This is a genomic window from Streptomyces sp. bgisy130, assembly GCF_057708345.1.
In genome coordinates this window covers 281,027-301,824 of the sequence record NZ_JBYISA010000006.1, presented here as the reverse complement: position 1 = coordinate 301,824, position 20,798 = coordinate 281,027, and the positions used below count along the sequence as shown (strand labels likewise).

Genomic DNA, 20,798 nt, shown 5'->3' with positions numbered 1-20,798 from the left:
GTATTGCGTTTGAGGTCCTCCCTCCCGAACCCTTACGGAGCCGTATCCATGGGGCACTACAAGTCGAATCTCCGCGACATCGAGTTCAACCTCTTCGAGGTGCTCGGCCGTGACAGCGTGTACGGCACCGGACCGTTCGCGGAGATGGATGTCGACACCGCCAAGAGCGTGCTGTCCGAGATCGCCCGGCTTTCCGAGAACGAGCTGGCCGAGTCGTTCGCCGACGCCGACCGCAACCCGCCGGTCTTCGACCCGGACACCAACACCGCGCCGGTTCCGGACACCTTCAAGAAGAGCTACCAGGCCTTCATGGACGCCGAGTGGTGGCGTCTGGGCATCCCGGAGGAGCTCGGCGGCACCACCGCGCCCCGCTCCCTGCTCTGGGGCTTCGCCGAGACCATCCTGGGCGCCAACCCGGCCGTGTGGATGTACGCGTCCGGCCCCGCCTTCGCCGGCGTCCTCCACGAGGAGGGCACCGAGGAGCAGCACCGCATAGCCCAGCTGATGGTGGACAAGCAGTGGGGCTCCACGATGGTGCTCACCGAGCCGGACGCCGGTTCGGACGTCGGCGCCGGCCGCACCAAGGCCGTGCAGCAGGCGGACGGCACCTGGCACATCGAGGGCGTCAAGCGCTTCATCACCTCCGGTGAGCACGACATGTCCGAGAACATCGTGCACTTCGTCCTCGCCCGCCCCGAGGGTGCCGGTCCGGGCACCAAGGGCCTGTCGCTCTTCATCGTGCCGAAGTACGACTTCGACTGGGAGACCGGCGAACTGGGCGAGCGCAACGGCGCCTACGCCACCAACGTCGAGCACAAGATGGGCCTCAAGGCGTCCAACACCTGTGAGATGACCTTCGGCGCCAACCACCCGGCCAAGGGCTGGCTGCTCGGTGAGAAGCACGACGGCATCCGCCAGATGTTCAAGATCATCGAGTTCGCCCGGATGATGGTCGGCACGAAGGCCATCGCCACCCTCTCCACCGGCTACCTCAACGCGCTGGAGTACGCCAAGGAGCGCGTGCAGGGCCCGGACCTGGCGGCCTTCACCGACAAGACCGCGCCGCGCGTCACCATCACCCACCACCCCGATGTGCGCCGCTCGCTGATGACGCAGAAGGCGTACGCCGAGGGCATGCGCGCCCTGGTGCTCTACACCGCCACGGTCCAGGACGAGATCATCGTCAAGGAGGCCGCGGGCGAGGACGCGAGCGCCGCGATCCGCCTGAACGACCTGCTGCTGCCGATCGTGAAGGGCTACGGCTCGGAGAAGTCCTACGAGCAGCTGGCGCAGTCGCTCCAGATCTTCGGTGGCTCCGGCTACCTCCAGGAATACCCGATCGAGCAGTACATCCGGGACGCCAAGATCGACACCCTCTACGAGGGCACCACCGCGATCCAGGGCCAGGACTTCTTCTTCCGGAAGATCGTCCGCGACCAGGGCCAGGCGCTCACCGCGCTCTCCGACGAGATCAAGAAGTTCCTCGCCGACAACACCGGCGGCGAGGAGCTGGAGCAGGCCCGCGGCGAGCTGGCCAAGGCCGCCGCCGACCTGGAGGCGATCGTCGGCGCCATGCTGACCGACCTCGCCGCGACCGAGAAGGACGTCAAGTCCATCTACAAGGTCGGCCTGAACACCACCCGCGTGCTGATGGCCTCCGGCGATGTCGTCATCGGCTACCTCCTGCTCAAGGGTGCGGCCGTGGCCGCCGAGAAGCTGGCCGGCGCCTCGGCGAAGGCCGTGTCTGCCAAGGACGTGCCCTTCTACACCGGCAAGATCGCCGCGGCGAAGTTCTTCGCGCACAACGTCCTGCCGGGCGTCGGCGTCCAGCGCGGTCTGGCCGAGTCCGTCGACCAGTCGCTGATGGAGCTCGACGAAGCCGCGTTCTGAGAGGGAATTCCGCGGCCCGGCTGCGGCGTTTCTCTTAGAGGTCTCTCAGATTGACCATTCAGACTGACGGGGCCCGCCTCTCTTCCCCCGGAGAGGCGGGCTCTGTCATGTCCCGGGGAGGTGAGCCGAATGCCAGGACAGCGCAGCGGGCGCGCCTCCGTATGCCGGGACCCCGGCCCGTTACACCCGGAATCCGCCACTCCGCAACGCTTCCCCGTCCGGAACGCAGAAATCCTGGCCGGAAGGGTGCGCAGTCGCGCCGCATGCGCACCGGGAATGGGGGCTCCGGCTCCTTATGCTGAATCCATGACCAACTCCGCCCGCTTCGATCGCGGCCACACCGACGACCTGATGACCTATCTCGCCGCCAGTCCGTCGCCCTACCACGCAGTGGCAAATGCGGCGGAGCGGCTGGAAAAGGCCGGTTTCCGGCAGGTCGCCGAGGTCGACGCGTGGGACGGCGAGAGCGGCGGCAAGTACGTCCTGCGCGGCGGCGCGATCGTCGCCTGGTTCGTGCCCGAGGGCGCGCACGCGGCCACTCCGTACCGAATTGTGGGGGCTCACACCGACTCTCCCAATCTGCGGGTCAAACCGATTCCGGACACCGGCGCCCGCGGCTGGCGGCAGATCGCCGTCGAGGTCTACGGCGGCACCCTGCTCAACACCTGGCTCGACCGCGATCTGGGGCTGAGCGGGCGGGTGACGCTGGCCGACGGCAGCCATCGGCTGGTCCATATCGACCGGGCACTGCTGCGGGTGCCGCAGCTGGCCGTGCACCTCGACCGCTCGGTGAACTCCGAGGGTCTGAAGCTGGACAAGCAGCGCCATATGACCCCGATCTGGGGCCTGGGCGAGGCGTCCGAGGGCGGCCTGATCTCCTTCGTCGCCGAGGAGACCGGCGTACCGGCCGGCGACATCAAGGGCTGGGATCTGATGGTCCACAGCATCGAACCACCCGCCTACCTGGGCCGCGACCGCGAGCTGGTGGCCGGCCCGCGGATGGACAACCTGCTCTCCGTGCACGCCGGTACGGCCGCCCTCACCACCGCGGCGGCCGCCGGGAGCGCCCTGACCAGCATTCCTGTACTGGCCGCCTTCGACCACGAGGAGAACGGCAGCCAGTCCGACACCGGCGCGGACGGCCCGCTGCTCGGCACGGTCCTGGAGCGCTCGGTCTTCGCCCGCGGCGGCTCGTACGAGGACCGGGCGCGGGCCTTCGCCGGCACCCTCTGCCTGTCGTCCGACACCGGGCACGCCGTGCACCCCAACTACGGTGAGCGGCACGACCCGGGCCACCACCCGATGCCCAATGGGGGACCGATCCTCAAGGTCAATGTCAACCAGCGCTATGCCACCGACGGCAGCGGACGGGCCGTCTTCGCGGCGGCCTGCGAGCGGGCCGGGGTCCCGTGGCAGAGCTTTGTGTCCAACAACTCGATGCCGTGCGGGACCACGATCGGGCCGATCACCGCGGCCCGGCACGGCATCTCGACGGTCGACATCGGGGTGGCCATCCTGTCCATGCACTCGGCGCGTGAGCTGTGCGGCGCCGAGGACCCGTATCTGCTGGCGAACGCCCTGACGGCCTTCCTGGAGGGCTGAGTTGGAGTTCTCACTGCTCGGCCCGATCGCCGTGACGACCGGCTCCGCGGAGCTGTCGCTCGGGCCCGCCAAACGGCGCAGTGTGCTGGCGCTGCTGCTGTTGCAGCCCAACACCACCGTCCCACTGGAGCAGTTGATCGACTCCCTGTGGGAGGACGAGCCACCCGAACACGCCCGTACGGTCGTCCAGGGACATGTCTCGCGGCTGCGCGCCACGCTCGCCGAGGGCGGTGCGGAGGCGTACGGCATCGAGCTGACCACGCACGGCTCGGCCTATCTCCTGCGGCTGCCGGAGGAGCTGATCGACGCTCACCGGTTCGGTGAGCTGGTGGCGCTGGCGCGCCCCGAGGCGGCGCCGGCCGATGCCGTTCCGTTGCTGCGCGAGGCGCTCGGCCTGTGGCACGGGCCCGCGCTGACCGGCACGGTCACCAGCCCGCCGTTCGCGGCCGCCGCCCATGCGCTGGAGGAGCGGCGGCTGACGGCCGTGGAGGCGCTGGGGCGGGCGCACGGCGCGCTCGGCGAGCACGAACAGGCCGCGGCCATCCTCTACTCCGCGGCGGTCAATCACCCGCTGCGGGAGGGCCTGATCGCCGGGCTGATGCGGGCGTTGTTCCGTACGGGGCGGCAGTCCGATGCCCTGGAGTGGTTCCACCGCACCCGCCGGCTGCTCAACGAGGAACTGGGCGTCGATCCCGGCGAGCGGCTGCGCGGCGCCTACGAGGAGATTCTGCGCGCGGAGGCGGCCGGCTCGGGACAGGCCAAGCCGGCGGGCGGGGCGCGTGCGACGGGTGCCGCTTCCGCCGGGGCTCCCGGAGGAAGCCGTTCCGCGGCGGACCGTGGGCCGCGGCCCGTTGCAGGCGCGGACCGGGGACCCGTACCGGACGGCACCGGCGCGGTGGACGCCCGTGGTGGCGAGGCCGTGCCGGGCGGCGACGGGGCGCGGACGGGCGCGACGGACGGCGCCCGTGCCGGCTCGGGACGGACCGGTGCGGCGCCGCGGCTGCTGCCCCGGGCGCCGGCCCGCTTCCTGGGGCGGGAGCAGGAACTCGCCGCCCTGACGGCTGTGCTGACGGACGGTGGGACCGGGGAGAGCCCGCTCGCGGTCGTGGCGGGACCGGCCGGTGTCGGCAAGACCGCCTGCGCCGTGCAGTGGGCGCATCTGCGTGCCGGAGCCTTCCCCGACGGCCAGCTCTTCGCCGATCTGCGCGGCTTCGGCGAGGGCGACGAGGCACCGCCGGCCGAGATCCTGCGTGACTTCCTGTTGGCGCTGGGCACTCCGCCGGAGCGGGTGCCCGGTTCGGCGCAGGCCGCGTCCGCGCTGTTCCGGTCGCTGGTCGCGGAGCGCCGGCTGCTGGTCGTCCTCGACAATGCGCGCAGCTCGGCGCAGGTGCGGCCGCTGCTGCCCGGCGGCCCGCACTGCGCCACGGTCGTCACCAGCCGCAGCCGTCTCGACGGGCTGGTCGCCACCGACTGCGCCCGGCCGGTCGGCCTCCAGACGCTCGGCCACGAGGAGGGCGCGGCACTGCTCGGTGCCATGCTCGGCCCGGAGCGGGTCGCCGAGGACCCGGCAGCCGCACGCGAACTGGTCGATCTGTGCGACGGGTTGCCACTGGCGCTGCGGGCCGCGGCCGCCCAGCTGACCGCCCGGCCGCGCTGGCGGCTGGCCCGGCTGGCCGCGGCGCTGCGGGACGAACGGCGGCGGCTGGCGCTGCTGTCCGCGGAGGACACCGGCATCGCGGCCGCCCTGCGGATGTCCGTCGCCCGGCTGTCGGCCGACGACGCGCAGTTGCTCAGCGCGCTCGCGACCAGCGCGGACGGACACCTCAACGCGTCGCTGGCGGCGGCGCTCGCCGGATACGACCCGGAGCGCACCCAGGACGGTCTGGACCGGCTGGCGGAGATGCATCTGGTGGACGAGGAGGCCACCGATGTCTACACGATCAGCACGCTGACCCAGCTGTTCGCACGGGACGAGCGCGGGGAGAGCGGCGAAGGGGGCAAGCACGGTACGGGTGACGGGAGCAAGGGGAGCGACGGGCGCGGCTGAGCCCTTGGCCGCGCTTGTGCGGGGGCGTTAGGCGCACGTTAGTGGCACGGCAGCGGCGAGCGGCAAGGTAGTGGTCACACCGCAGGACAGACCACAGGCCAGACCGCAGGGCGTAGCGCCGGCGCGGCACGGGCCACCGACCGGGGGAGACCGGAATGCCGCGCAGCCACCACCGCTCCGAGACCGTCATCGAGACCGGCGCCTCCCGGCCGTCCCGTGTGGTCCGCCGCCGTACGCTGCGGGTCGCCGCGGCGGGACTCACCGCCGTCGCCGCGCTCACGCTCACCGCCTGCGGCGGCCAGGACAACCCGCTCCAGACCGGCGCCGCCAAGCCGTACAACCCGGCGCCGCAGGTCGCCGAGGTACCGGCGGCGAAGGGTGACGGCGGACCGCAGGGCGGTCCCCGGCCCGACGGCGGCAGCGCGGAGCAGACCTCGGCCCGGCACGGCGGCTCCGGCACGGGTGCCGGAGCGAGCGGCACCGGGGAAAGCGGCACCAGGGCGAGCGGCAGCGGGGCGAGCACCGGCAAGGCGGGCAAGAGCGGCAACACCGCCGGCATCCGGCACACCGCCTGCGACGCCGCGAAGATCCAGATCGTCGCCAAGCCGCTGAAGCGGCCGGTCAACCATCTGCTGCTGGAAGCCACCAACACCTCCGGCGCCACCTGCGACCTCTACTACTCCCCCTACCTGCGCTTCGGCGAGGCCCAGAGCCCGCTCGCCGAACTGCCGGACAGCAAGCCGCAGTCCGTGGTCACCCTCGCCCCCGGCCAGTCCGGCTACGCCGCGGTGAAGACCTCGTCCGCCGACGGTTCCGGCACGAACGGCCGCACCATGACCTCGCTGTCCGTCAGCCTCCCCGGCCGCGACGGCAAGGGCAGCATCGGCGGCTCGAACACGGTGGCGCTGCCCGGCGGCTCCGTTTACCTCGACGACAGCGCCTGGGTGACCTACTGGCAGTCGGACATGAGCGCCGCGACGGCGTGGTGAACCCCGGCCGGTGACGCGTCACTCCGCGCTCCGCGAGCCGTGACCCCGCGTCCGGCAGGCCGTCAGCCGTCTGACGCAGGCTGAAGAGAACGGCCGCAGAGCCCCTTGAACCAGGGCGCCCGCATCCCCCAGCGGGCGCCCTTTTCGTTGTCCGCCGCCCGCTGTCCCGTCATGTCTCGTCCCACGCTCCGTCCTGTCCCGGACTCCTGACGTCTTTGCAGGTCACAGCCGTGTGCACGGCCGGGATATCTCAGGGGACGAGGAACCTCCGGGCCGCCACGGTGCCCCGCTCCACGATGGTCTCCGTCGCCGTGAGCACAACCGTCCGGCGGCGCACCGACCGGCCAACCGGCCCTAAACGGAGGGGATTCGACATGTACGAGCACAGCAGCACACACCCGGCGGAGACCACCACCCCCACGGACCAGACCGCCCGCACGAGGCGTCGGCGGGCCCCGTTCCGCAGGACCGTGTGGCGCAGGGTCCTGCCCACGGTGGCCGCGGCCGGCATCGGCGTCACCGGGTTCGCGGGGCTCGCCCACGGCAGTGACGTGGGAGGCGCGACCACCGGCGGGCTCTCCCACGACAGCTCCGCCCGCGCCGGCTCCGTACGGCCGGCCGCCGCTGCGGACTTCCCCACGTGGGGCACCCGTTGGGTGGTGCACGCCACCGCGGACACCGGCTCCCCCGCCGTCGGAATGATCAACAAGACGGCGCCGGGTCAGGACCGGATCACCGCCGACTACCAGGTCGACACCGGCCGCAAGGTCTGCGAAGGCAGCTCCTGCTCCACGTTCATGGCACACCTCACCGGGCCGGTCAGCGGCTTCCTCAGCGTGGTCGCGGTGGACATCCCGCAGGACCGGCTGCCGGGTGTACCGGTCCAGGGCGGCGGCGGGCAGCCGCAACCGCAGCCCGGCGGTTCGCGGGAGGAGATGCTGAACCGCGCCGCCACCTGGCTGACCGCCAACAATGGCGCCCAGGTCCCGTACAGCCAGGCCAAGGTCTGGAAGGACGGCTACCGCCAGGACTGCTCGGGCTATGTGTCGATGGCGCTCGGGCTGCCGACGCCCGGCACCAACACCGTGGGGCTGGCCACCGACCGCGGCATCACCCGGCCCGTCCCGCTCGGCGAACTCAAGCCCGGTGACCTGCTCATCGACGCCGCCGGCGACAACAACACCCGCCATGTGGTGATCTTCGAGAAGTGGAACAACGACGCCCACACCTCGTACACCGCCTATGAGCAGCGCGGCGACCACGGCACCGACCACCGGACGCTGACCTACGGTCTGCCGGGCGGCGACGCCGAGTTCAAGCCCTACCGTCCGGTGAAGTTCGGCGACTGACGCCGACCGGGGACGCGAGGTCTGAGGACCGAGGCAAGAACTCACGCTGTTTCACGTGAAACGTCACTATCTGATCCGGGCGCGATCCGGATCGTGTCACGAGGGGCACTTCCGGCACAGGGGAGCGGAAGTGCCCCTCGCGCGCGCATGCCCGCTGTGCTGGAATGCGAGACGTGCCTGGCCACCAGAACCACGCCGATCATGTCCGCCGTAAGCCATTGGCCCCGCTGCCCGACGAACTCTCCGGCCCGGTACGGGACTTCGTCAGCTCCTTACGCCGCATGCACGGCGAACTCGGGTACAGCCTGAAGGAGTTGGAGAGCCGGCTGCCCGCCAGTCGCTCCTCGCTCTCCCGCTATCTGCGGGGTCAGAGCCTGCCCGACGAACGGCTGCTGGTGCAGTGGTGCACGCTCTCCTTCACCGGTGAGGACCGGCTGCCCGCCCTCGTCGACCTGCTGCACCGCGCCCAGGAAGCGGCGGACGCGGGAGGGCGGGCGACGGAGCGGGACGGTACGCCCGACGGCAAGACCCGGGCAGATGCCGAGGATTCGACCGGCACCGGGACGGAGACCGGAACCGCGGCGACGGGCAGGCGGCGCCGGAGGCTGGTGCTCGCCGGGCTCGGGACCGCCGCGGTGCTCACCGCCGCAACGCTGGCCGTACCGGCGCTGATCAGCTCGAACGGGGCGCCGGACAGCGGCCGTGACGGCCGGGCCCCCGGCGCGCAGAGCGCGGCGCCGGCCACCGGGTCCGCCCGGCTCACCGTCCACAACGTCGAACGGGACTGTCAGCACCGGCGCACCGAGAACTGCGCACTCGGGCTGGCCCGCGATCCCTACCGGCTCTATCGCCGCTCCAATGTCGTGGGCCATGTCTGGCACGGCGACGCGCTGCGCGCGGTCTGCCGGATCGCCAACGGGATCACGGTCACGGATGAGGTGGGCGGCCACAGCAGCATGTGGTTCCGGGTCGACCACGACGGCAGGCAGGTGTGGATGCCGGCCATCCGCATTCGCCCGGAACAGGTCGAGAACACCCCGCTGCCCGGCTGCCCGGACTGACGCTTCGGCGCCCCGTCCGGGACCGGATCCTCGTCACCCAAAGGTTGATCTTCACCCCCGTCACGGACCTGCACACAGCACCTATGACCTGCGATAACGCCATATCGCCAGGACCCCCGACGAACCCACCCTGGCGCATCCACCGGCAATGGATATCGTGGCCGTGCCATGACAGACACACCTCGCTGATATCGCAGCAACTCACTGGGGGAACCACCCATGACCGCACGCCGCTCCCGCCACCGCTCCGCCGCATACGCCGCGCTGGCCCTCGGGCTGGCCGGCTCGCTCGCGCTGACCGGCTGCAACAGCCACTCCTCGAAGAAGTCGAAGAAGTCCTCCTCCTCGTCTTCCAAGAGCAAGAAGCGCAAGATCATCGGTGGCGGTGCGGCCGCGGCGGGAGCGGGAGCGGCATCGCGGCGGGTGCCCGACTGCTACCCCAGCACGTACAAGGTCACGTTCTCCCAGCAGACCGGCCCGAAGAGCCATGTGGCGGTGAAGTTCAAGAACTCCACCAGCCGCGACTGCAAGCTCTACAACGCGCCGCTGCTGCGCTTCAACAACGCCAAGACGCCGCTGCCGCTGCTCCAGGGCACGCCCGGCCACCTCGACGGCACCCGCATCACGGTGCCCGCCCACGGCTACGCCTACGCGGTCATCCCCACCAACACCGCGGCCACCAAGGGCACCGAGCAGAAGTCGGTGGCCATCGACTTCATGGGCGTCTCGGCGAGCTCGGTCACGCACGGTCCGGCCACCGTCGACTTCGCGGAGAAGCGGCTCCACATCTCCGTCGGCAAGAGCAAGGTCACCAACTGGAGCTCCAGCATTCACGGGGCGCAGCTGGCGGGCGGCGTCGGCAAGTAGCCGCCGCACCGGCCGGCCTCGCGGTGACGGCCGGCTGCGGCCCGGGCCCGGTCGACGGGCCCGGGGCGCTCGCTCCTACTCGGCGTCCATCCCTGCCAGGACGAGCCCCAGCCGGGCCACCCCGCCCTCGGCGATCTCGACCGGGACGCCCCAGTCCTGCTGGTGCACATGGCAGGCGGGGTACTCGATGTCCGGGGCGTCGTCACAGGACGCCGCCATCGCCGAGACATGCAGCACGCCCTCGGTCACACCGTCCGCGAGCACCAGATCCCGGGTGAGGTCGGTGCCGGCGCCCGCACCGTCGGCGAGCAGCTCCGGCGGTGTCGCACTGACCAGCAGCCGCGTCGAGGGTCCGTAGCGGGTGTCGAGCTTCTGGCCGGCCGGGGCCTGGAAGACCACCTCCAGCCGTAGCGCTCCCGGGGCGACCTCGGTGGCCGCGCGCTGGGTGCGATGCGCCACCGACTCGACGCGGATCGCCTCCTCCGGCAGCCGCAGCCGGGTCAGCCGGTGCCGCGCCGACTCCACCACCACGAGGTCGCCTTCGACGAGCACCGCGCCGGACGGCTCGCGCAGATCCTTCGCCAGCGTCGTCACCTCACCGCTCGCGGGGTCGAAGCGGCGCAGTGCGTGGTTGTAGGTGTCCGCGATGGCGACCGAGCCGTCGGGCAGCGCGGTCACCCCCAGCGGGTGCTGGAGCAGTGCCTGGCCGGCGGCGCCGTCGCGGTGCCCGAAGTCGAACAGGCCGGTACCGACGGCCGTCCGGATGACATAGCCGTCGCCCGCTTCGGCGGGCTCCACCCAGCGGACCGCGCTGGTCTCCGAATCCGCGATCCACAGCCGGTCGCCGGCCGCCGCGAGCCCGGACGGCTGGGCGAACCACGCCTCGGCGGCCGGGCCGTCCACCAGGCCCTCGTTGGTGGTGCCGGCCGCGACCTCGACCGTGCCGGCAGTCGGGTCGTACGTCCACAACTGGTGCACCCCGGCCATCGCGATCCACAGCCGGTCCTGCCACCAGGCGAGGTCCCACGGCGAGGAGAGGTCCACCTCGGGCGCCGGCCCCGAGGTCGGCGAGCCCTGCCACCACTGCTTGCCGGTACCGGCCACCGTCTCCAGCGCGCCGCTGTCGGGGTCGAGGACGCGGATGGCGTGGTTGACCGTGTCGGCGACGGCCACCTTGCCGTCCGGCAGCAGCGCCAGGCCCTGCGGCTCGTTGAAGGAGTCCTCGGTCAGCCCGCGCTCGCCGGTGCCGATCCGGCGCAGCACCCGCTCGCCGTCCGCCGCCAGCTCCACCAGCTGATGCCGGGTGGTGTCCGAGACTAGGAAGCTGCCGCCGGGCAGCCGGATCGCCTTGCCCGGGAAGCGCAGATCGGTGGCCACCGGCTCCGGCGGTACGTAGGGACCGTCGCCGCGGTGCAGGGTGCCCTTCGCCTCGTGCTCGGCCTCCAGCTCCTCGACGAGCTTCTCGATGGCGTGCGCATGGCCCTCGCCGGCGTGCTGGGCGACGACATACCCCTCGGGGTCGATCACCACGAGCGTCGGCCAGGCCCGTACCGCGTACTGCTTCCAGGTGGTGAGCTCGGGGTCGTCGAGGACCGGGTGCTCGACGCCGTAGCGCTCCACGGCGTCGACGACGGCCTGGTGCTCGGCCTCGTGCACGAACTTCGGGGAGTGCACGCCGACGATCACGACGGTGTCGCGGTGCCGCTCCTCCAGCTCCCGCAGCTCATCCAGGACATGCAGACAATTCACACAGCAAAAGGTCCAGAAATCTAGCACGACGCAGCGACCTCGAAGATCAGCAAGCGTGAGGTTCTTTCCGCCCGTGTTCAGCCAGCCGCCCTTGCCGACCAGCTCGGGGGCGCGGACGCGGGCCCGGCGGGGCGTCGGCTGTTCCTGGTTAATCATGGGGTCCAGGATGCACCGGGTGTCTTCGATGGACGGACCCGGGCGGGCGTGACCGCCACGACATACAACGACATACAAGGAAGCCCCGCCCATGCGCCACAGGGGCAGCGCACGGACGGGGCCAGTGGCTACGCCCTCACCGCTCCGTGGGAGCGGCACCCAGCTAAGGGGCGGACCGGGGCGAGAGCCTGAGCACGTCAGCTCAGACAGGACACGACCTGTCCCTACTCAAGGCTTGTCCGGTCGGGAGCATCGCCGCCGACCCGCTGAACGGTCTTACCCGTCGCTCAGCGAGCCGGGGTCCTGATCGGCGCGGGTCACGCGCGCAAGGTCGGTGATCTCGCGCCGGTAGAGATCGTGGCCGGGGTTCAGACCCGTGTGCCTGAGCGCCCAGTCTTGAGCGGACTCGGGGTCTTCCTGCGGGCCGGACGACGCTTCGCACTCGTAGGCCATGCAGAACACTTCCGCCGTAACGCCACCGTCGCGGGCGCGCTGGATCGTGTGGGGCACGTACCGGTAGACAGCGCGCGTACTCATCCGAACGCCTCAGCGGACAGTGTGGGGCCGTCCTCGGCCTCCTCGTCGTCCGGTAGCGGGATACGATCCCCCCGACTTTCCGCGACCCTGATTGCTTCGTCCAGGCACTCGGACAGTCGAAGCGCGGCGTACCTCACCTCAGAATGCGGCGACATGGGATTGGCCAGGATGGGGCGCGACTGCTCCAAGACTTCCGTGCCCACGTCAAGCTGGACGTCTTCCATGTCGTCAGCGAGGCGGGAGAGGACACTGTTCGATCCGCCGTCCGTGCTCAGGTAGCACGTCTTCCCGTCTTTGGCCCACGGCAGCAACCGGGGCGGTGCGCCTGACGCTGCGTCGGCAAGATTGCGCCGTCGCTGCCGGTCACCCTCGGTTCTCTGCGTCACCTCGGCCCCCTCAGTCCGCTGAATTGGTACAGCGACCGTACGAAAGGAACGGGGGGCAATCCACGTGCACAGAGCGGTAGTTCAGCGATCGCGACTGCCGAACTACCACGATGCGTAGCACCTATCCGGCGACGCCAAGATGAGCCGCCATACCGCGCATTTCTTGGGTCAGCGTTCGCTTTCGTGTCTTGAGAACGTCTGCCATCACGTACCGGGCCATGGGCTGATGAGTCAGCCACTCACCCGACGAACGGCGGAGCTGAGACAGCTCGTCCATGGCGTCCTGGTGAGACCCGAGCAGGACGTGAGCGCGGGCGACGTCCAGACGGTGTCGACCCCAGTTAGGGGCCGTCGGCCTGCCGAAGTTGCGCACAGCCTTGTCACTCAGGATTCCGTCATCCGCACGGCGCAGAACGCCCCGCGCGTCCCCCACAAGGGACAGATCCTCAACGGCCTTCATCTCCGCCGTTACGGGGCCGAAGCCTCCCCAGTGCTGGGGGAAGCTCTCATCTTCTGTGTTGAGCGCGCTAGCGGCCGTGCCCGCCAATCGGCGGGCTTCCTGCACCACGTCCGGGCGGTTATTTCGCACCGACGCTGACGCGACCCTGAGCCACAGTTCGCCCCACACGGCAAGGTGCGAGGGACTTGCTTGGGACAACCGAGGCTCAATCTCCGCTGCCGTCTGTGCTGCGAGTTGTTCGCACTCGTCAAAGCGGTCTTGCCTCAGCAGCAACCAGCACAGCCCCACAACTCCCGTTGATGCCAGTTGAGTTTGTCCAGTCTCACAGGCAAGCCTGATGGCTTCCACGAGTGCGTAATACGCCATGTCGTACTGCCGCACCTGAGTCAGGTACTTGCCTGTGAGCAGCAGCGCGTGACACCTCGCAATCATCGCGTGTTGCTGCTCCTCTCCCTCAAGGGCGGTCACTGCCGCCTCAGAGCTACGCAGGAGCGCGGGAAGCCGCTTCGCAACGGCACCGTACTCGTCAGCCCAGTAGAGCGCGTGCCCCTCCTGTACGCCCCTACGAAGCGCGGGCAGCTCTCCAGCCTCCCCAGAGTCCGACAAGGGTGCAGAGAGCCCCACGGCAGGCATGAGAGCCTTTCGCAGCTCTGCTAGGTAGCGGCGGTTCGCTTCATCCTGCGTACTGAGTACGGACTTTGGCGCCTCCGTGGCGAACAGCGCCGACGTACTGACCCCGAGCGCGCGAGCAAGGGCGGCAAGAGTCTCCATGCTGACGTGCCCGCCTTGCTCCACCTTGCGAACGGTACTCAGGGAGAGATCCGCCGCTTCGGCCAAGCCCTCTTGGCTCAGCCCGGCCGTACGGCGGTACTTCCTGACGTTGTCAGCCAACCCTGTGGACATGAGTCACCGTCCCCTCCTGTCCAGCGTATGCCCGTCCCGTAGCCATACAACGCGGATCCGTCAATCCGGACCGGTGGGGCCAATACCTCCGCCCGCCGGCTGAACGGGGAACTGCATGCGAAAGCCCCGTCTCATACCTGCCGATGCACGGGACGGGGCCGCTCAACCTGGGGACTTCACCAGCTCCGGGCCGTTGCTCTTGTTGCGCCGTTGGCGCTGGTCCGATCGCTTCGGGACGGGCCCGGCATGGTGTCACCTCCCGTAAGGTGGCCGTGATGATCTGATCACTACCGGGGGCTTAATGGATCAGGGAGTTGCGGCCCTACTGGGCGCACTGGTGGGCGCACTGGGGACGTGGGGAGGCTCATTCTTCACCGCCAGATCCTCGGAGCGAATACACAAGAAGCAGGCCCGAAGGCAGGCATACGCAGGCTTCCTCGCGGACATGCATGCGCTTCGGCGCCACCTCGCCACCTGCACGGAATCAATCATCGTGCGCGGCCCCGCAGGAGTGGCGGCACAGGGCTCAGCCATGTTGGACCGCTTGAGCGACGTTGGGACCCTATTCGACTCGCTGGATCAGCATCTCGTCACCGTTGCCTTGGAGGGCCCGGAGCGGTTCGTCATCGACACCACACTTGCCATGGCACACGCCATGGCGCTGAAGGACCAACTGTATGAGTGGCTGATTGACGTCCAACGCGCCCAGTTGTCACCGGCAGAGACTCAGGTCGCCAACCAGATGCTCACCGATCTTGACACTGCCGTCAGCGCTGTTCAGCGGGAGGCACGGCGACATGTCTGAGACCAGGAACCTGGAAACCCGTACAGAATCCGAGCTGCTAAACGCTTGCGATCCGGCGTGACGGGCTGAGGGGGCATGCCCCCAGGGGCTACCCAGTGAGCGTCACCTTCGTGATCGCTGCGGGGTGCGGGTAGCCGAACCCGACACGCATGGTGCCGCGTACCGCCACCTGATCGGACTGGAAGTACGCATCCGCGCTCAGGTCCACCTTCACGTCACGCCGCAGCACGACGAACACGCGGTCCTTCGGCAGACCCCATACGGTGCCCGGGGTGACCGCTGAGGACACATGCAACGGGACGCCTGCGATGACACGACGTGTCGGCGTGGTCGGGTCCGAGCCGAGCAACGGCCTGTTGCTTCCGGTCTGTTCCTTCAGTTGGGCCAGAGCCAGCGCGTCGGAGGGGTGCGCGGAGAAACTGGTCAACGTGGCGCCAGCTGTCTCGGCCTGGGCGATGGCCTCAAGGAACGGATCCAGGTTGGCCCACTTCTTGCCCGCCGTCACCGTACTGACGCTCGATACGGCCTCTAGGCCACGCGGCGCCGGAGCGGGCAGGCTACCGAAGAATGCTGCGTCCACCTGGCGGGCTATGGAGCGGGCCAGACCGTCCCCGACGATCTGCGCGGCCTGTGGGTTGGAGTCCTCCGCGAGTTCGGACGAGACGACCGTCAGGCCCGCGACCTTGGCAGGAGTGACAATCTCCTCGCCAAGGGTGGCGTCCTCCACAGGGATCTCGTCGCCCTCCCGGGTCCAAGCCGCGCCCGCATCCTCCTGCACGATCGGCAGATGGGTGCGGGTGGCATCGGTGGTGAGTTGGGTGGCGATCTGGAACGCCACCGAGCCGGCCTGTACGGGCTGGACGATCAGCGCCGCGTACTGATCAGGGGTGATACCTCCGGCACCGGGGGCGGTAGTGAACATGCTCAACTAGCTTTCCTTTCCTCAGAGTTCATCGAAATGGTGACCGTTGCGGCGCTGTTCGCGGGCCCGCCGAAACGCGTCCGCCCAACTGGTCGGTCGGGGGCTCTCGTTCGGGCTGAGGCCGCCACGGCCGAGGCGGACCTGTCCGGGAGCGGTTCCGTTATCCCGCTCATGGATAGCGGCGCTCAGAATGCGGGCCCTTCCCTCCATCTCCGCCGTGGGGACGTTGCCGAACGTGCGCAAGACTTCGGGGGTCATGTAGGGGTAGCGCCGGGCAAGATCCTTGATCGAGTCCTCCCGCTCCCGTGCCGTCTTCTCTTGCTCCAGCTCAGCAATGCGGGCCGTGAGTTCGGCTATCCGAGCGCCGTCATCGGCCGCCGAGTCCGGGATGGCTTGCGACGGGCTGTCGGTCCCCGTGTCCTGCTGAGGTTGGGGCTCCGGGGCCGAGTCCGGGCCGCGTGTCGGCTCAGTCGGTGAAGACAAGGGCGTCCTCCAGACTGCTGATCGGGGACATTGCGCGCTCGACGTCTTGGGCGGTGAGCAGTCCGTCACGCTGGCCGCAGATGGCGCGGGCCTTGAGGTCATGCGCGGCCTGCTGGCGCTTGTCGGCGTAGTAGCGCAGCGTCGTGGCGTCACGGATCTCGGATGCCGACCACACCAGGTCGGACAGGGCAGCGATGTAGCAGCGGGTCAGGTTCAGGTGATCGCGGATCTCGTGTGCGTCCATGGGGCTCCTTACTGGTGCGGGCTTGGGGCGAAGCAGGTTGCCGATACGTGGCGGCTGCCCCGCTCCACCCCTGTAGGTACTGCGTTACGCGGCCCGGTCCCGGGCCCGGTTCCTCTGGCGGTAGCGCCGGGCCCGCTCGGCGGCGAAACGCCGCCTTCGCTCGGTCTTGCAGCCGTCGCACACGGTCGGCCACTTACGCCGCTGCGAGGCCGGGCGCCGCACCGTGAACTCGTGCCCGCACTCCAAGCAGTCGGCGATGTAGTGCTTGACGCCTCTGGCCAGGGTGACCGTGCCGCCGGCCGTCTCGTATCGGCGCGGCTCCGTGTCGGCGCGGACGCGCTCCTCCCGCTGCCGCAGCAGAGCCGCGTGCAGGCGGGGGTCCATGCGGGTCACCGTCACCTCGGGGTAGGGCTGAGCGAAGTCCAGGCGCCGCCCGGCACGGCGGATCTGCTCGCGGTCCCTGCCCTGTGCCGGGTTGGGGGCAGTGCCCCTCAGCGGGTGGAAGGCGCCGCCGTGCAGGTCGTCGCCGCGTGCCGACACAGCCCGGTGGTCGGCACGTATCCCCTCGGCGCTCTCATCGGTGACGCCGGACCACGCCACGTAGCTCATGGCGTCCTCCTGCGACGCCGGGTCGTAGTGATGTTCCTGTCCGTCCGCGATCAGCGGGACGCCATATTCCTGCTCGGCGCGACGGGCCAGTTCGGCGTACAGCTTGGGCGGCACTATCGCCACGGTTTTCTCCAGGACATGCGAAAGGCCCGCCGGAGAGCAGCGAGCCTTGAGGTTCGATGTGGGGTTATCCGAAGCGGCGAGGTGGACGCCCCGGACGCCTTCGGCGCTGGTTGCCGAAACCTCCTCCAACGCGCGTATGGGGAAAGGTCTGGGAAATGGACACTTCAGGTGTCCACGTGTCCTGGGCGTTCTGGGCTGCGCTGCCGCTGCGGGGGTGCAGGGGGTTACGCGGGCTGGCCGAAGATGTCGGCTTGCTTTGCGCTCACGCCGACAACTCCGCGTTTGCCGCCCTGCTTGCCGGTCTCGGCGCTGAAGTGGCGGGCAATCGCCTTGGACCACGCCTGGGGGCGGCCCGGTAGCCGGGGCTGCTGTGCCTCGCCGCGTTGTTTGATCTCCGCGCTGGTCACGAATCCGCCCGCCTCGGCGTGGAAATTGGCTTCCACCCAGTCGGCGAACGGGTCGGACTCCTGGCGATATTCGTCCGTGGCCAGGGTGACGCGCTCGGGCTCGTTGAGCCCGTGCCGCCACCAGTCCACGGCCCCGCGCACCGCCCACGCGGCGATACCCTCGGCCTCCTGCGCCAGGTGTTCCTTCAGTCCCGGGTCCTCACGGCCCACGAACGACTCGTCCCATGGCACACACCGAAAGCGCCGCCAGATCCCGTCATCGGTGCCCCGGATCGTCGGCTTGTCGTTCCCGGACATGATCAGCAGACCGGTGGGGGTGAAGTCGTAGGCGGGCTTGTACTTCTGGTTCGCGGTCATCCGGTCAGCGGCCGTGAACAGCTTGATGAACGCCTCGTCCAGGCGCGCGTCCGTCATCTCGCTGGACAGCACCAGACGGGCCCCATGGAGCTTGGCGACCAAGGAGCCGTTACGGCCGTGGCGCTGCTTCTCCCAGAACTCCGCCTCCTGCGCCGTGGTGATCGCCCCGAACACCTTGCCCAGGGTCTCGGTGAACACGCCCTTGCCGTTGCGGCCGGAGCCGTAGAAGAACGCCAGGCACTCCTCCCGCGTATACCCGGTGATCGCGTACCCGGCCAGGCGTTGTAGGAAGGTATGCATCTGCGCATCGCCCGGGTGGCTGGACTCCAAGAACGCCTCCCATCGCGGGCACTGCGCAGCGGGTTGGTAGTCCACATCGACCAGCCGTGTCACCAACAGTGTCGGGTCGTGGTGGTACCACTCACCGGTGACCAGGTTCACCGCCACGTTGCGGAAGACCATCACGTTCGGGTGGGCGTCCAACTCGTCCACGCGATGCCGGATGCCCGGCATCGACTGGAGCTCGGTCAGCGCCGCCGTGATGCAGCGCGAGGTGCGCAGGGCACGCGCCGCATCTATGTAGGCGTTCTCACCGCCATTGGCGGCGTAGGCCAGGAGACGGTCCGACACCTCATGGACCATGCTGCGGGCCACCGAGTCGCGGGTGGAGTCGTTGACCCAGTGCCGACCGTCCCAGGCATACCAGCCCGGCCCCTCCACGTAGATCAGCCGGCCAGCGACCTGCTCAGCAAGGAACTTAGCCCGGTCCACGTCCGTGCCGTCGTTGAGCGTCAGCGACGGCAGAACCTCCGGTGCGATCTCCGGCGTGGCCAGGCTCATGCGCCGCCCTCCCGCCGTCCGGTCACAGCAGCGAGGTAGGCATCACGACCGCCCGCGCTGCGACGCGGCTTGCGAACGGTGCCCTCGCTCTGCGGATACGGGTCCTTGAAGATCGGTTCAAAGACGCTGATGTCGTCGCAGTACCTCAGGTCATCCACCAGGGATTCCAGCCACTTGATCAGAGCTGTGATGCGCGCGTGCGCCTGCGCGGCGGGGGTGGGTGTTTCGCTCATGTCGGCCTTCCTGTCTCAGGCTGGGTCCGTTGCGGTCCTCACCCATAGAGGGAGCGCAACGGGTTCACGCAAGGCGTCACGACGCCTTCGCGGGTCCTCTCACTGGAGTTATCTGGGGGCGGTGACAGAAGCCGTGACGGGCCCGTGGCTGGACAAGGCGAAGGGCCCGCTCTCCGCAGAGAAACGGGCCCTTGTGACCGCTGGGATCTGGTGTCAGGCAGATGCGCGCTTCTTCTCAGCCCACTCGATGTTCATGCGCTTCTCGGGGTCGAAACGCTGGCCCTGGTAATCAGCGCGGGTCACAGTCACACGGTCGATAGCCAGGCTCAGCAACCCACGGCGTGTGTCGTCATCGGCGCTCTTCCACGCATCCTTCAGTTCAACGCCGTCCAGCAGGATGCCGATGTTGGCACGGGGAACAGGAAGCTCCGTCAGCCTTTGTTGAAGCCCGAGGAGTCGGCTCCGCAGCTTGCCCGCGATCCGGTCGTAGCGCTCCGGTCCGTTCGAGTCGCTGAATTCTCCCCGGACGTACCTGGCTTCTTCGAGGTCCGAGAGCTGGCCCTCGGTGTCCGCAATCTCCGTCTCTACGGTGTCGCGCTGGGCGAACGCTTCCGGGTCCTCCCTGTGCAACCACCGGTCCGCTATCGCTTCAAGCGTCGGGTGTCCCGGTTCAAGAGCAGGGATCCGGGTCAGGAACCCCTGAGTGACCTCGAACTCGATACGGGAGGCCAGCACGCGGGCGCCGGGGCAGGAGTGGCCGAGCCGGACCCCCTGACAGACGTAGGAATTGCCGGAGAAGCTCATCCGTACCCCGCATCCCTCGACTCCGCAGAACAGGAGACCAGTCAGCAGGTGGGACGGGTCGCGGCGCGGCAGCTTCTCCCCGCCTTTCCCGTAGCGCGTGCGCGATTCAATGAGCTGGAGGATCTTGCCTCGCTCGCCGACCGTGATGATTCCGTCGCCAACACTGACGGTCTCCCGTGTCTCCGGATCTCGGTACGGCCGGACCACGCCCGTGTACTTCCACTCTCCCCGCGTGTCGTCCCACACCTTCTCGGTCTCGGGCAGCAGTCCGGCGAAAGCGGGGCTCCTGAGTAACTGGGACAGTGTGTTGACCTGCCAGAGTCCGCCACGGGGCCCAGGGATCTCGTGTTCGTTCAGCAGCCGGGCGATCTTGACGAGCGGGACGCCCGCCAGGGCCTCATCTGCGATGAGCCGCGCGTAGACACCTGTCTCAGGATCGGGCGTGAGCTGTCCGGTCGTCGGATCGATCATCAGCCCGTACGGGGGTTGCCCGCCGATCCACCGGCCTTGGCCCCGGAGATACTGCTTCGCATGGCCGACGCGTTCGCCAAGTGTCTTGGACTCTGCACGGGCCAGCTCCGACAGTGTGGCCATGATCAGACGGGCGTTCGGCTTGCTGGAGTCCAAGCCGTCCACGACGGAGATCAGCCGGCCACCCACCTTGTCGAGCTGGTCCAGCAGGAGCCCGATCTCCCCCATGCCCTTGCGCGACAGGCGGTCCAGCTTCCAGACGATCAGCGTTCCGATCACGCCCGCAGCCAAGGCGGCCTTGGCGGCGTCGAACCCCTTGCGTGTGACGTGCTTGTATCCGGAGCGTCCACGGTCGATGTGCACCTGTCGTATGGAGAGCCCGTTCCGCTTGGCCCACTCCTCGCAGTCGTGCTGCTGGCGCTCGATTGCTGTCTTCCCGTCCCTGTCCAGCGAGAGCCGCAGGTAGAGATCAGCAAACGTGTGGTGGTGCACGTCCCCTCCCGG

Annotated in this window: 18 protein-coding genes; 8 read left to right on the top strand and 10 right to left on the bottom strand. The window is 69.3% G+C overall.

Translation table 11 applies throughout. The features are described 5' to 3' along the window. Nucleotides 1-48: 48 nt before the first annotated feature. The 7 genes from AC3EUV_RS11790 to AC3EUV_RS11760 all read left to right on the top strand — a co-directional run bounded on the left by AC3EUV_RS11790 (nt 49) and on the right by AC3EUV_RS11760 (nt 9,805). Complete coding sequence (locus AC3EUV_RS11790) at nt 49-1,890, top strand: acyl-CoA dehydrogenase (protein ID WP_432141308.1); 1,842 nt, start codon at nt 49-51, stop codon at nt 1,888-1,890. A 306-nt stretch (nt 1,891-2,196) separates the two neighbouring features. Further along, on the top strand, nt 2,197-3,492 hold the full coding sequence (locus tag AC3EUV_RS11785) for a M18 family aminopeptidase (RefSeq protein WP_432141309.1): 1,296 nt from the start codon (nt 2,197-2,199) through the stop codon (nt 3,490-3,492). 1 nt (nt 3,493) lies between these two features. Beyond that, complete coding sequence (locus AC3EUV_RS11780) at nt 3,494-5,539, top strand: AfsR/SARP family transcriptional regulator (protein WP_435602817.1); 2,046 nt, start codon at nt 3,494-3,496, stop codon at nt 5,537-5,539. A 155-nt stretch (nt 5,540-5,694) separates the two neighbouring features. After that, complete coding sequence (locus AC3EUV_RS11775; protein ID WP_432141311.1) at nt 5,695-6,528, top strand: DUF4232 domain-containing protein; 834 nt, start codon at nt 5,695-5,697, stop codon at nt 6,526-6,528. Nucleotides 6,529-6,902: 374 nt separating this feature from the next. Next, on the top strand, nt 6,903-7,877 hold the full coding sequence (locus AC3EUV_RS11770) for an NlpC/P60 family protein (RefSeq protein WP_435602816.1): 975 nt from the start codon (nt 6,903-6,905) through the stop codon (nt 7,875-7,877). 164 nt (nt 7,878-8,041) lie between these two features. Then, nucleotides 8,042-8,938 carry a helix-turn-helix domain-containing protein gene (locus AC3EUV_RS11765; protein ID WP_435602815.1) on the top strand — a complete coding sequence of 299 codons (897 nt, stop codon included), beginning with the start codon at nt 8,042-8,044 and terminating at the stop codon, nt 8,936-8,938. 219 nt (nt 8,939-9,157) lie between these two features. Beyond that, complete coding sequence (locus tag AC3EUV_RS11760) at nt 9,158-9,805, top strand: DUF4232 domain-containing protein (RefSeq protein ID WP_432141314.1); 648 nt, start codon at nt 9,158-9,160, stop codon at nt 9,803-9,805. Nucleotides 9,806-9,880: 75 nt separating this feature from the next. Here AC3EUV_RS11760 and AC3EUV_RS11755 read toward each other — a convergent pair whose 3' ends face one another. The 3 genes from AC3EUV_RS11755 to AC3EUV_RS11745 form a co-directional block, all read right to left on the bottom strand. Continuing rightward, a complete protein-coding gene (locus AC3EUV_RS11755) occupies nt 9,881-11,710 on the bottom strand; it encodes an NHL domain-containing thioredoxin family protein (RefSeq protein ID WP_435602814.1) in 1,830 nt (609 codons plus the stop codon). Between the two features lie 276 nt (nt 11,711-11,986). Further along, complete coding sequence (locus AC3EUV_RS11750; protein ID WP_435602813.1) at nt 11,987-12,247, bottom strand: DUF7848 domain-containing protein; 261 nt, start codon at nt 12,245-12,247, stop codon at nt 11,987-11,989. 507 nt (nt 12,248-12,754) lie between these two features. Then, nucleotides 12,755-13,996 (bottom strand): helix-turn-helix domain-containing protein, encoded by a 1,242-nt coding sequence (locus AC3EUV_RS11745; protein WP_435602812.1) that lies wholly within the window; start codon nt 13,994-13,996, stop codon nt 12,755-12,757. Nucleotides 13,997-14,441: 445 nt separating this feature from the next. Between AC3EUV_RS11745 and AC3EUV_RS11740 the strand changes: the two genes are divergently transcribed. Then, a complete protein-coding gene (locus AC3EUV_RS11740; RefSeq protein WP_435602811.1) occupies nt 14,442-14,801 on the top strand; it encodes a hypothetical protein in 360 nt (119 codons plus the stop codon). A gap of 88 nt (nt 14,802-14,889) precedes the next feature. Here the strand turns inward: AC3EUV_RS11740 and AC3EUV_RS11735 are convergent, their stop codons facing one another. The 7 genes from AC3EUV_RS11735 to AC3EUV_RS11705 form a co-directional block, all read right to left on the bottom strand. Next, nucleotides 14,890-15,723 (bottom strand): phage major capsid protein, encoded by an 834-nt coding sequence (locus AC3EUV_RS11735; RefSeq protein WP_435602810.1) that lies wholly within the window; start codon nt 15,721-15,723, stop codon nt 14,890-14,892. A 21-nt stretch (nt 15,724-15,744) separates the two neighbouring features. Next, nucleotides 15,745-16,206 (bottom strand): hypothetical protein, encoded by a 462-nt coding sequence (locus AC3EUV_RS11730; protein WP_435602809.1) that lies wholly within the window; start codon nt 16,204-16,206, stop codon nt 15,745-15,747. After that, nucleotides 16,190-16,450, bottom strand: coding sequence for a hypothetical protein (locus AC3EUV_RS11725; RefSeq protein ID WP_435602808.1), 261 nt, complete (start codon nt 16,448-16,450; stop codon nt 16,190-16,192). Before AC3EUV_RS11725 ends, AC3EUV_RS11730 begins: the two co-directional genes overlap by 17 nt. Before the next feature lie 84 nt (nt 16,451-16,534). Continuing rightward, nucleotides 16,535-17,182, bottom strand: a complete 648-nt coding sequence (locus AC3EUV_RS11720; RefSeq protein ID WP_435602807.1) for a hypothetical protein — start codon at nt 17,180-17,182, stop codon at nt 16,535-16,537. Between the two features lie 224 nt (nt 17,183-17,406). Further along, nucleotides 17,407-18,786 (bottom strand): DNA primase family protein, encoded by a 1,380-nt coding sequence (locus AC3EUV_RS11715; protein WP_435602806.1) that lies wholly within the window; start codon nt 18,784-18,786, stop codon nt 17,407-17,409. Continuing rightward, nucleotides 18,783-19,019, bottom strand: coding sequence for a hypothetical protein (locus tag AC3EUV_RS11710; protein WP_435602805.1), 237 nt, complete (start codon nt 19,017-19,019; stop codon nt 18,783-18,785). The genes AC3EUV_RS11715 and AC3EUV_RS11710 overlap by 4 nt, the downstream gene beginning before the upstream one ends. A 213-nt stretch (nt 19,020-19,232) precedes the next feature. Then, nucleotides 19,233-20,786 (bottom strand): recombinase family protein, encoded by a 1,554-nt coding sequence (locus AC3EUV_RS11705; protein WP_435602804.1) that lies wholly within the window; start codon nt 20,784-20,786, stop codon nt 19,233-19,235. Between the last annotated feature and the right edge of the window lie 12 nt (nt 20,787-20,798).

What these genes read in the sequence shown, in the direction of transcription:
- AC3EUV_RS11760 (WP_432141314.1), top strand. Translation starts at nt 9,158, where the DNA reads ATGACCGCACGCCGCTCCCGCCACCGCTCCGCCGCATACGCCGCGCTG.
- AC3EUV_RS11775 (WP_432141311.1), top strand. Translation starts at nt 5,695, where the DNA reads ATGCCGCGCAGCCACCACCGCTCCGAGACCGTCATCGAGACCGGCGCC.
- AC3EUV_RS11740 (WP_435602811.1), top strand. Translation starts at nt 14,442, where the DNA reads ATGCATGCGCTTCGGCGCCACCTCGCCACCTGCACGGAATCAATCATC.
- AC3EUV_RS11745 (WP_435602812.1), bottom strand. Translation starts at nt 13,996, where the DNA reads ATGTCCACAGGGTTGGCTGACAACGTCAGGAAGTACCGCCGTACGGCC.
- AC3EUV_RS11710 (WP_435602805.1), bottom strand. Translation starts at nt 19,019, where the DNA reads ATGAGCGAAACACCCACCCCCGCCGCGCAGGCGCACGCGCGCATCACA.
- AC3EUV_RS11725 (WP_435602808.1), bottom strand. Translation starts at nt 16,450, where the DNA reads ATGGACGCACACGAGATCCGCGATCACCTGAACCTGACCCGCTGCTAC.
- AC3EUV_RS11790 (WP_432141308.1), top strand. Translation starts at nt 49, where the DNA reads ATGGGGCACTACAAGTCGAATCTCCGCGACATCGAGTTCAACCTCTTC.
- AC3EUV_RS11735 (WP_435602810.1), bottom strand. Translation starts at nt 15,723, where the DNA reads ATGTTCACTACCGCCCCCGGTGCCGGAGGTATCACCCCTGATCAGTAC.
- AC3EUV_RS11715 (WP_435602806.1), bottom strand. Translation starts at nt 18,786, where the DNA reads ATGAGCCTGGCCACGCCGGAGATCGCACCGGAGGTTCTGCCGTCGCTG.
- AC3EUV_RS11755 (WP_435602814.1), bottom strand. Translation starts at nt 11,710, where the DNA reads ATGATTAACCAGGAACAGCCGACGCCCCGCCGGGCCCGCGTCCGCGCC.
- AC3EUV_RS11770 (WP_435602816.1), top strand. Translation starts at nt 6,903, where the DNA reads ATGTACGAGCACAGCAGCACACACCCGGCGGAGACCACCACCCCCACG.
- AC3EUV_RS11785 (WP_432141309.1), top strand. Translation starts at nt 2,197, where the DNA reads ATGACCAACTCCGCCCGCTTCGATCGCGGCCACACCGACGACCTGATG.
- AC3EUV_RS11765 (WP_435602815.1), top strand. Translation starts at nt 8,042, where the DNA reads ATGCGAGACGTGCCTGGCCACCAGAACCACGCCGATCATGTCCGCCGT.
- AC3EUV_RS11750 (WP_435602813.1), bottom strand. Translation starts at nt 12,247, where the DNA reads ATGAGTACGCGCGCTGTCTACCGGTACGTGCCCCACACGATCCAGCGC.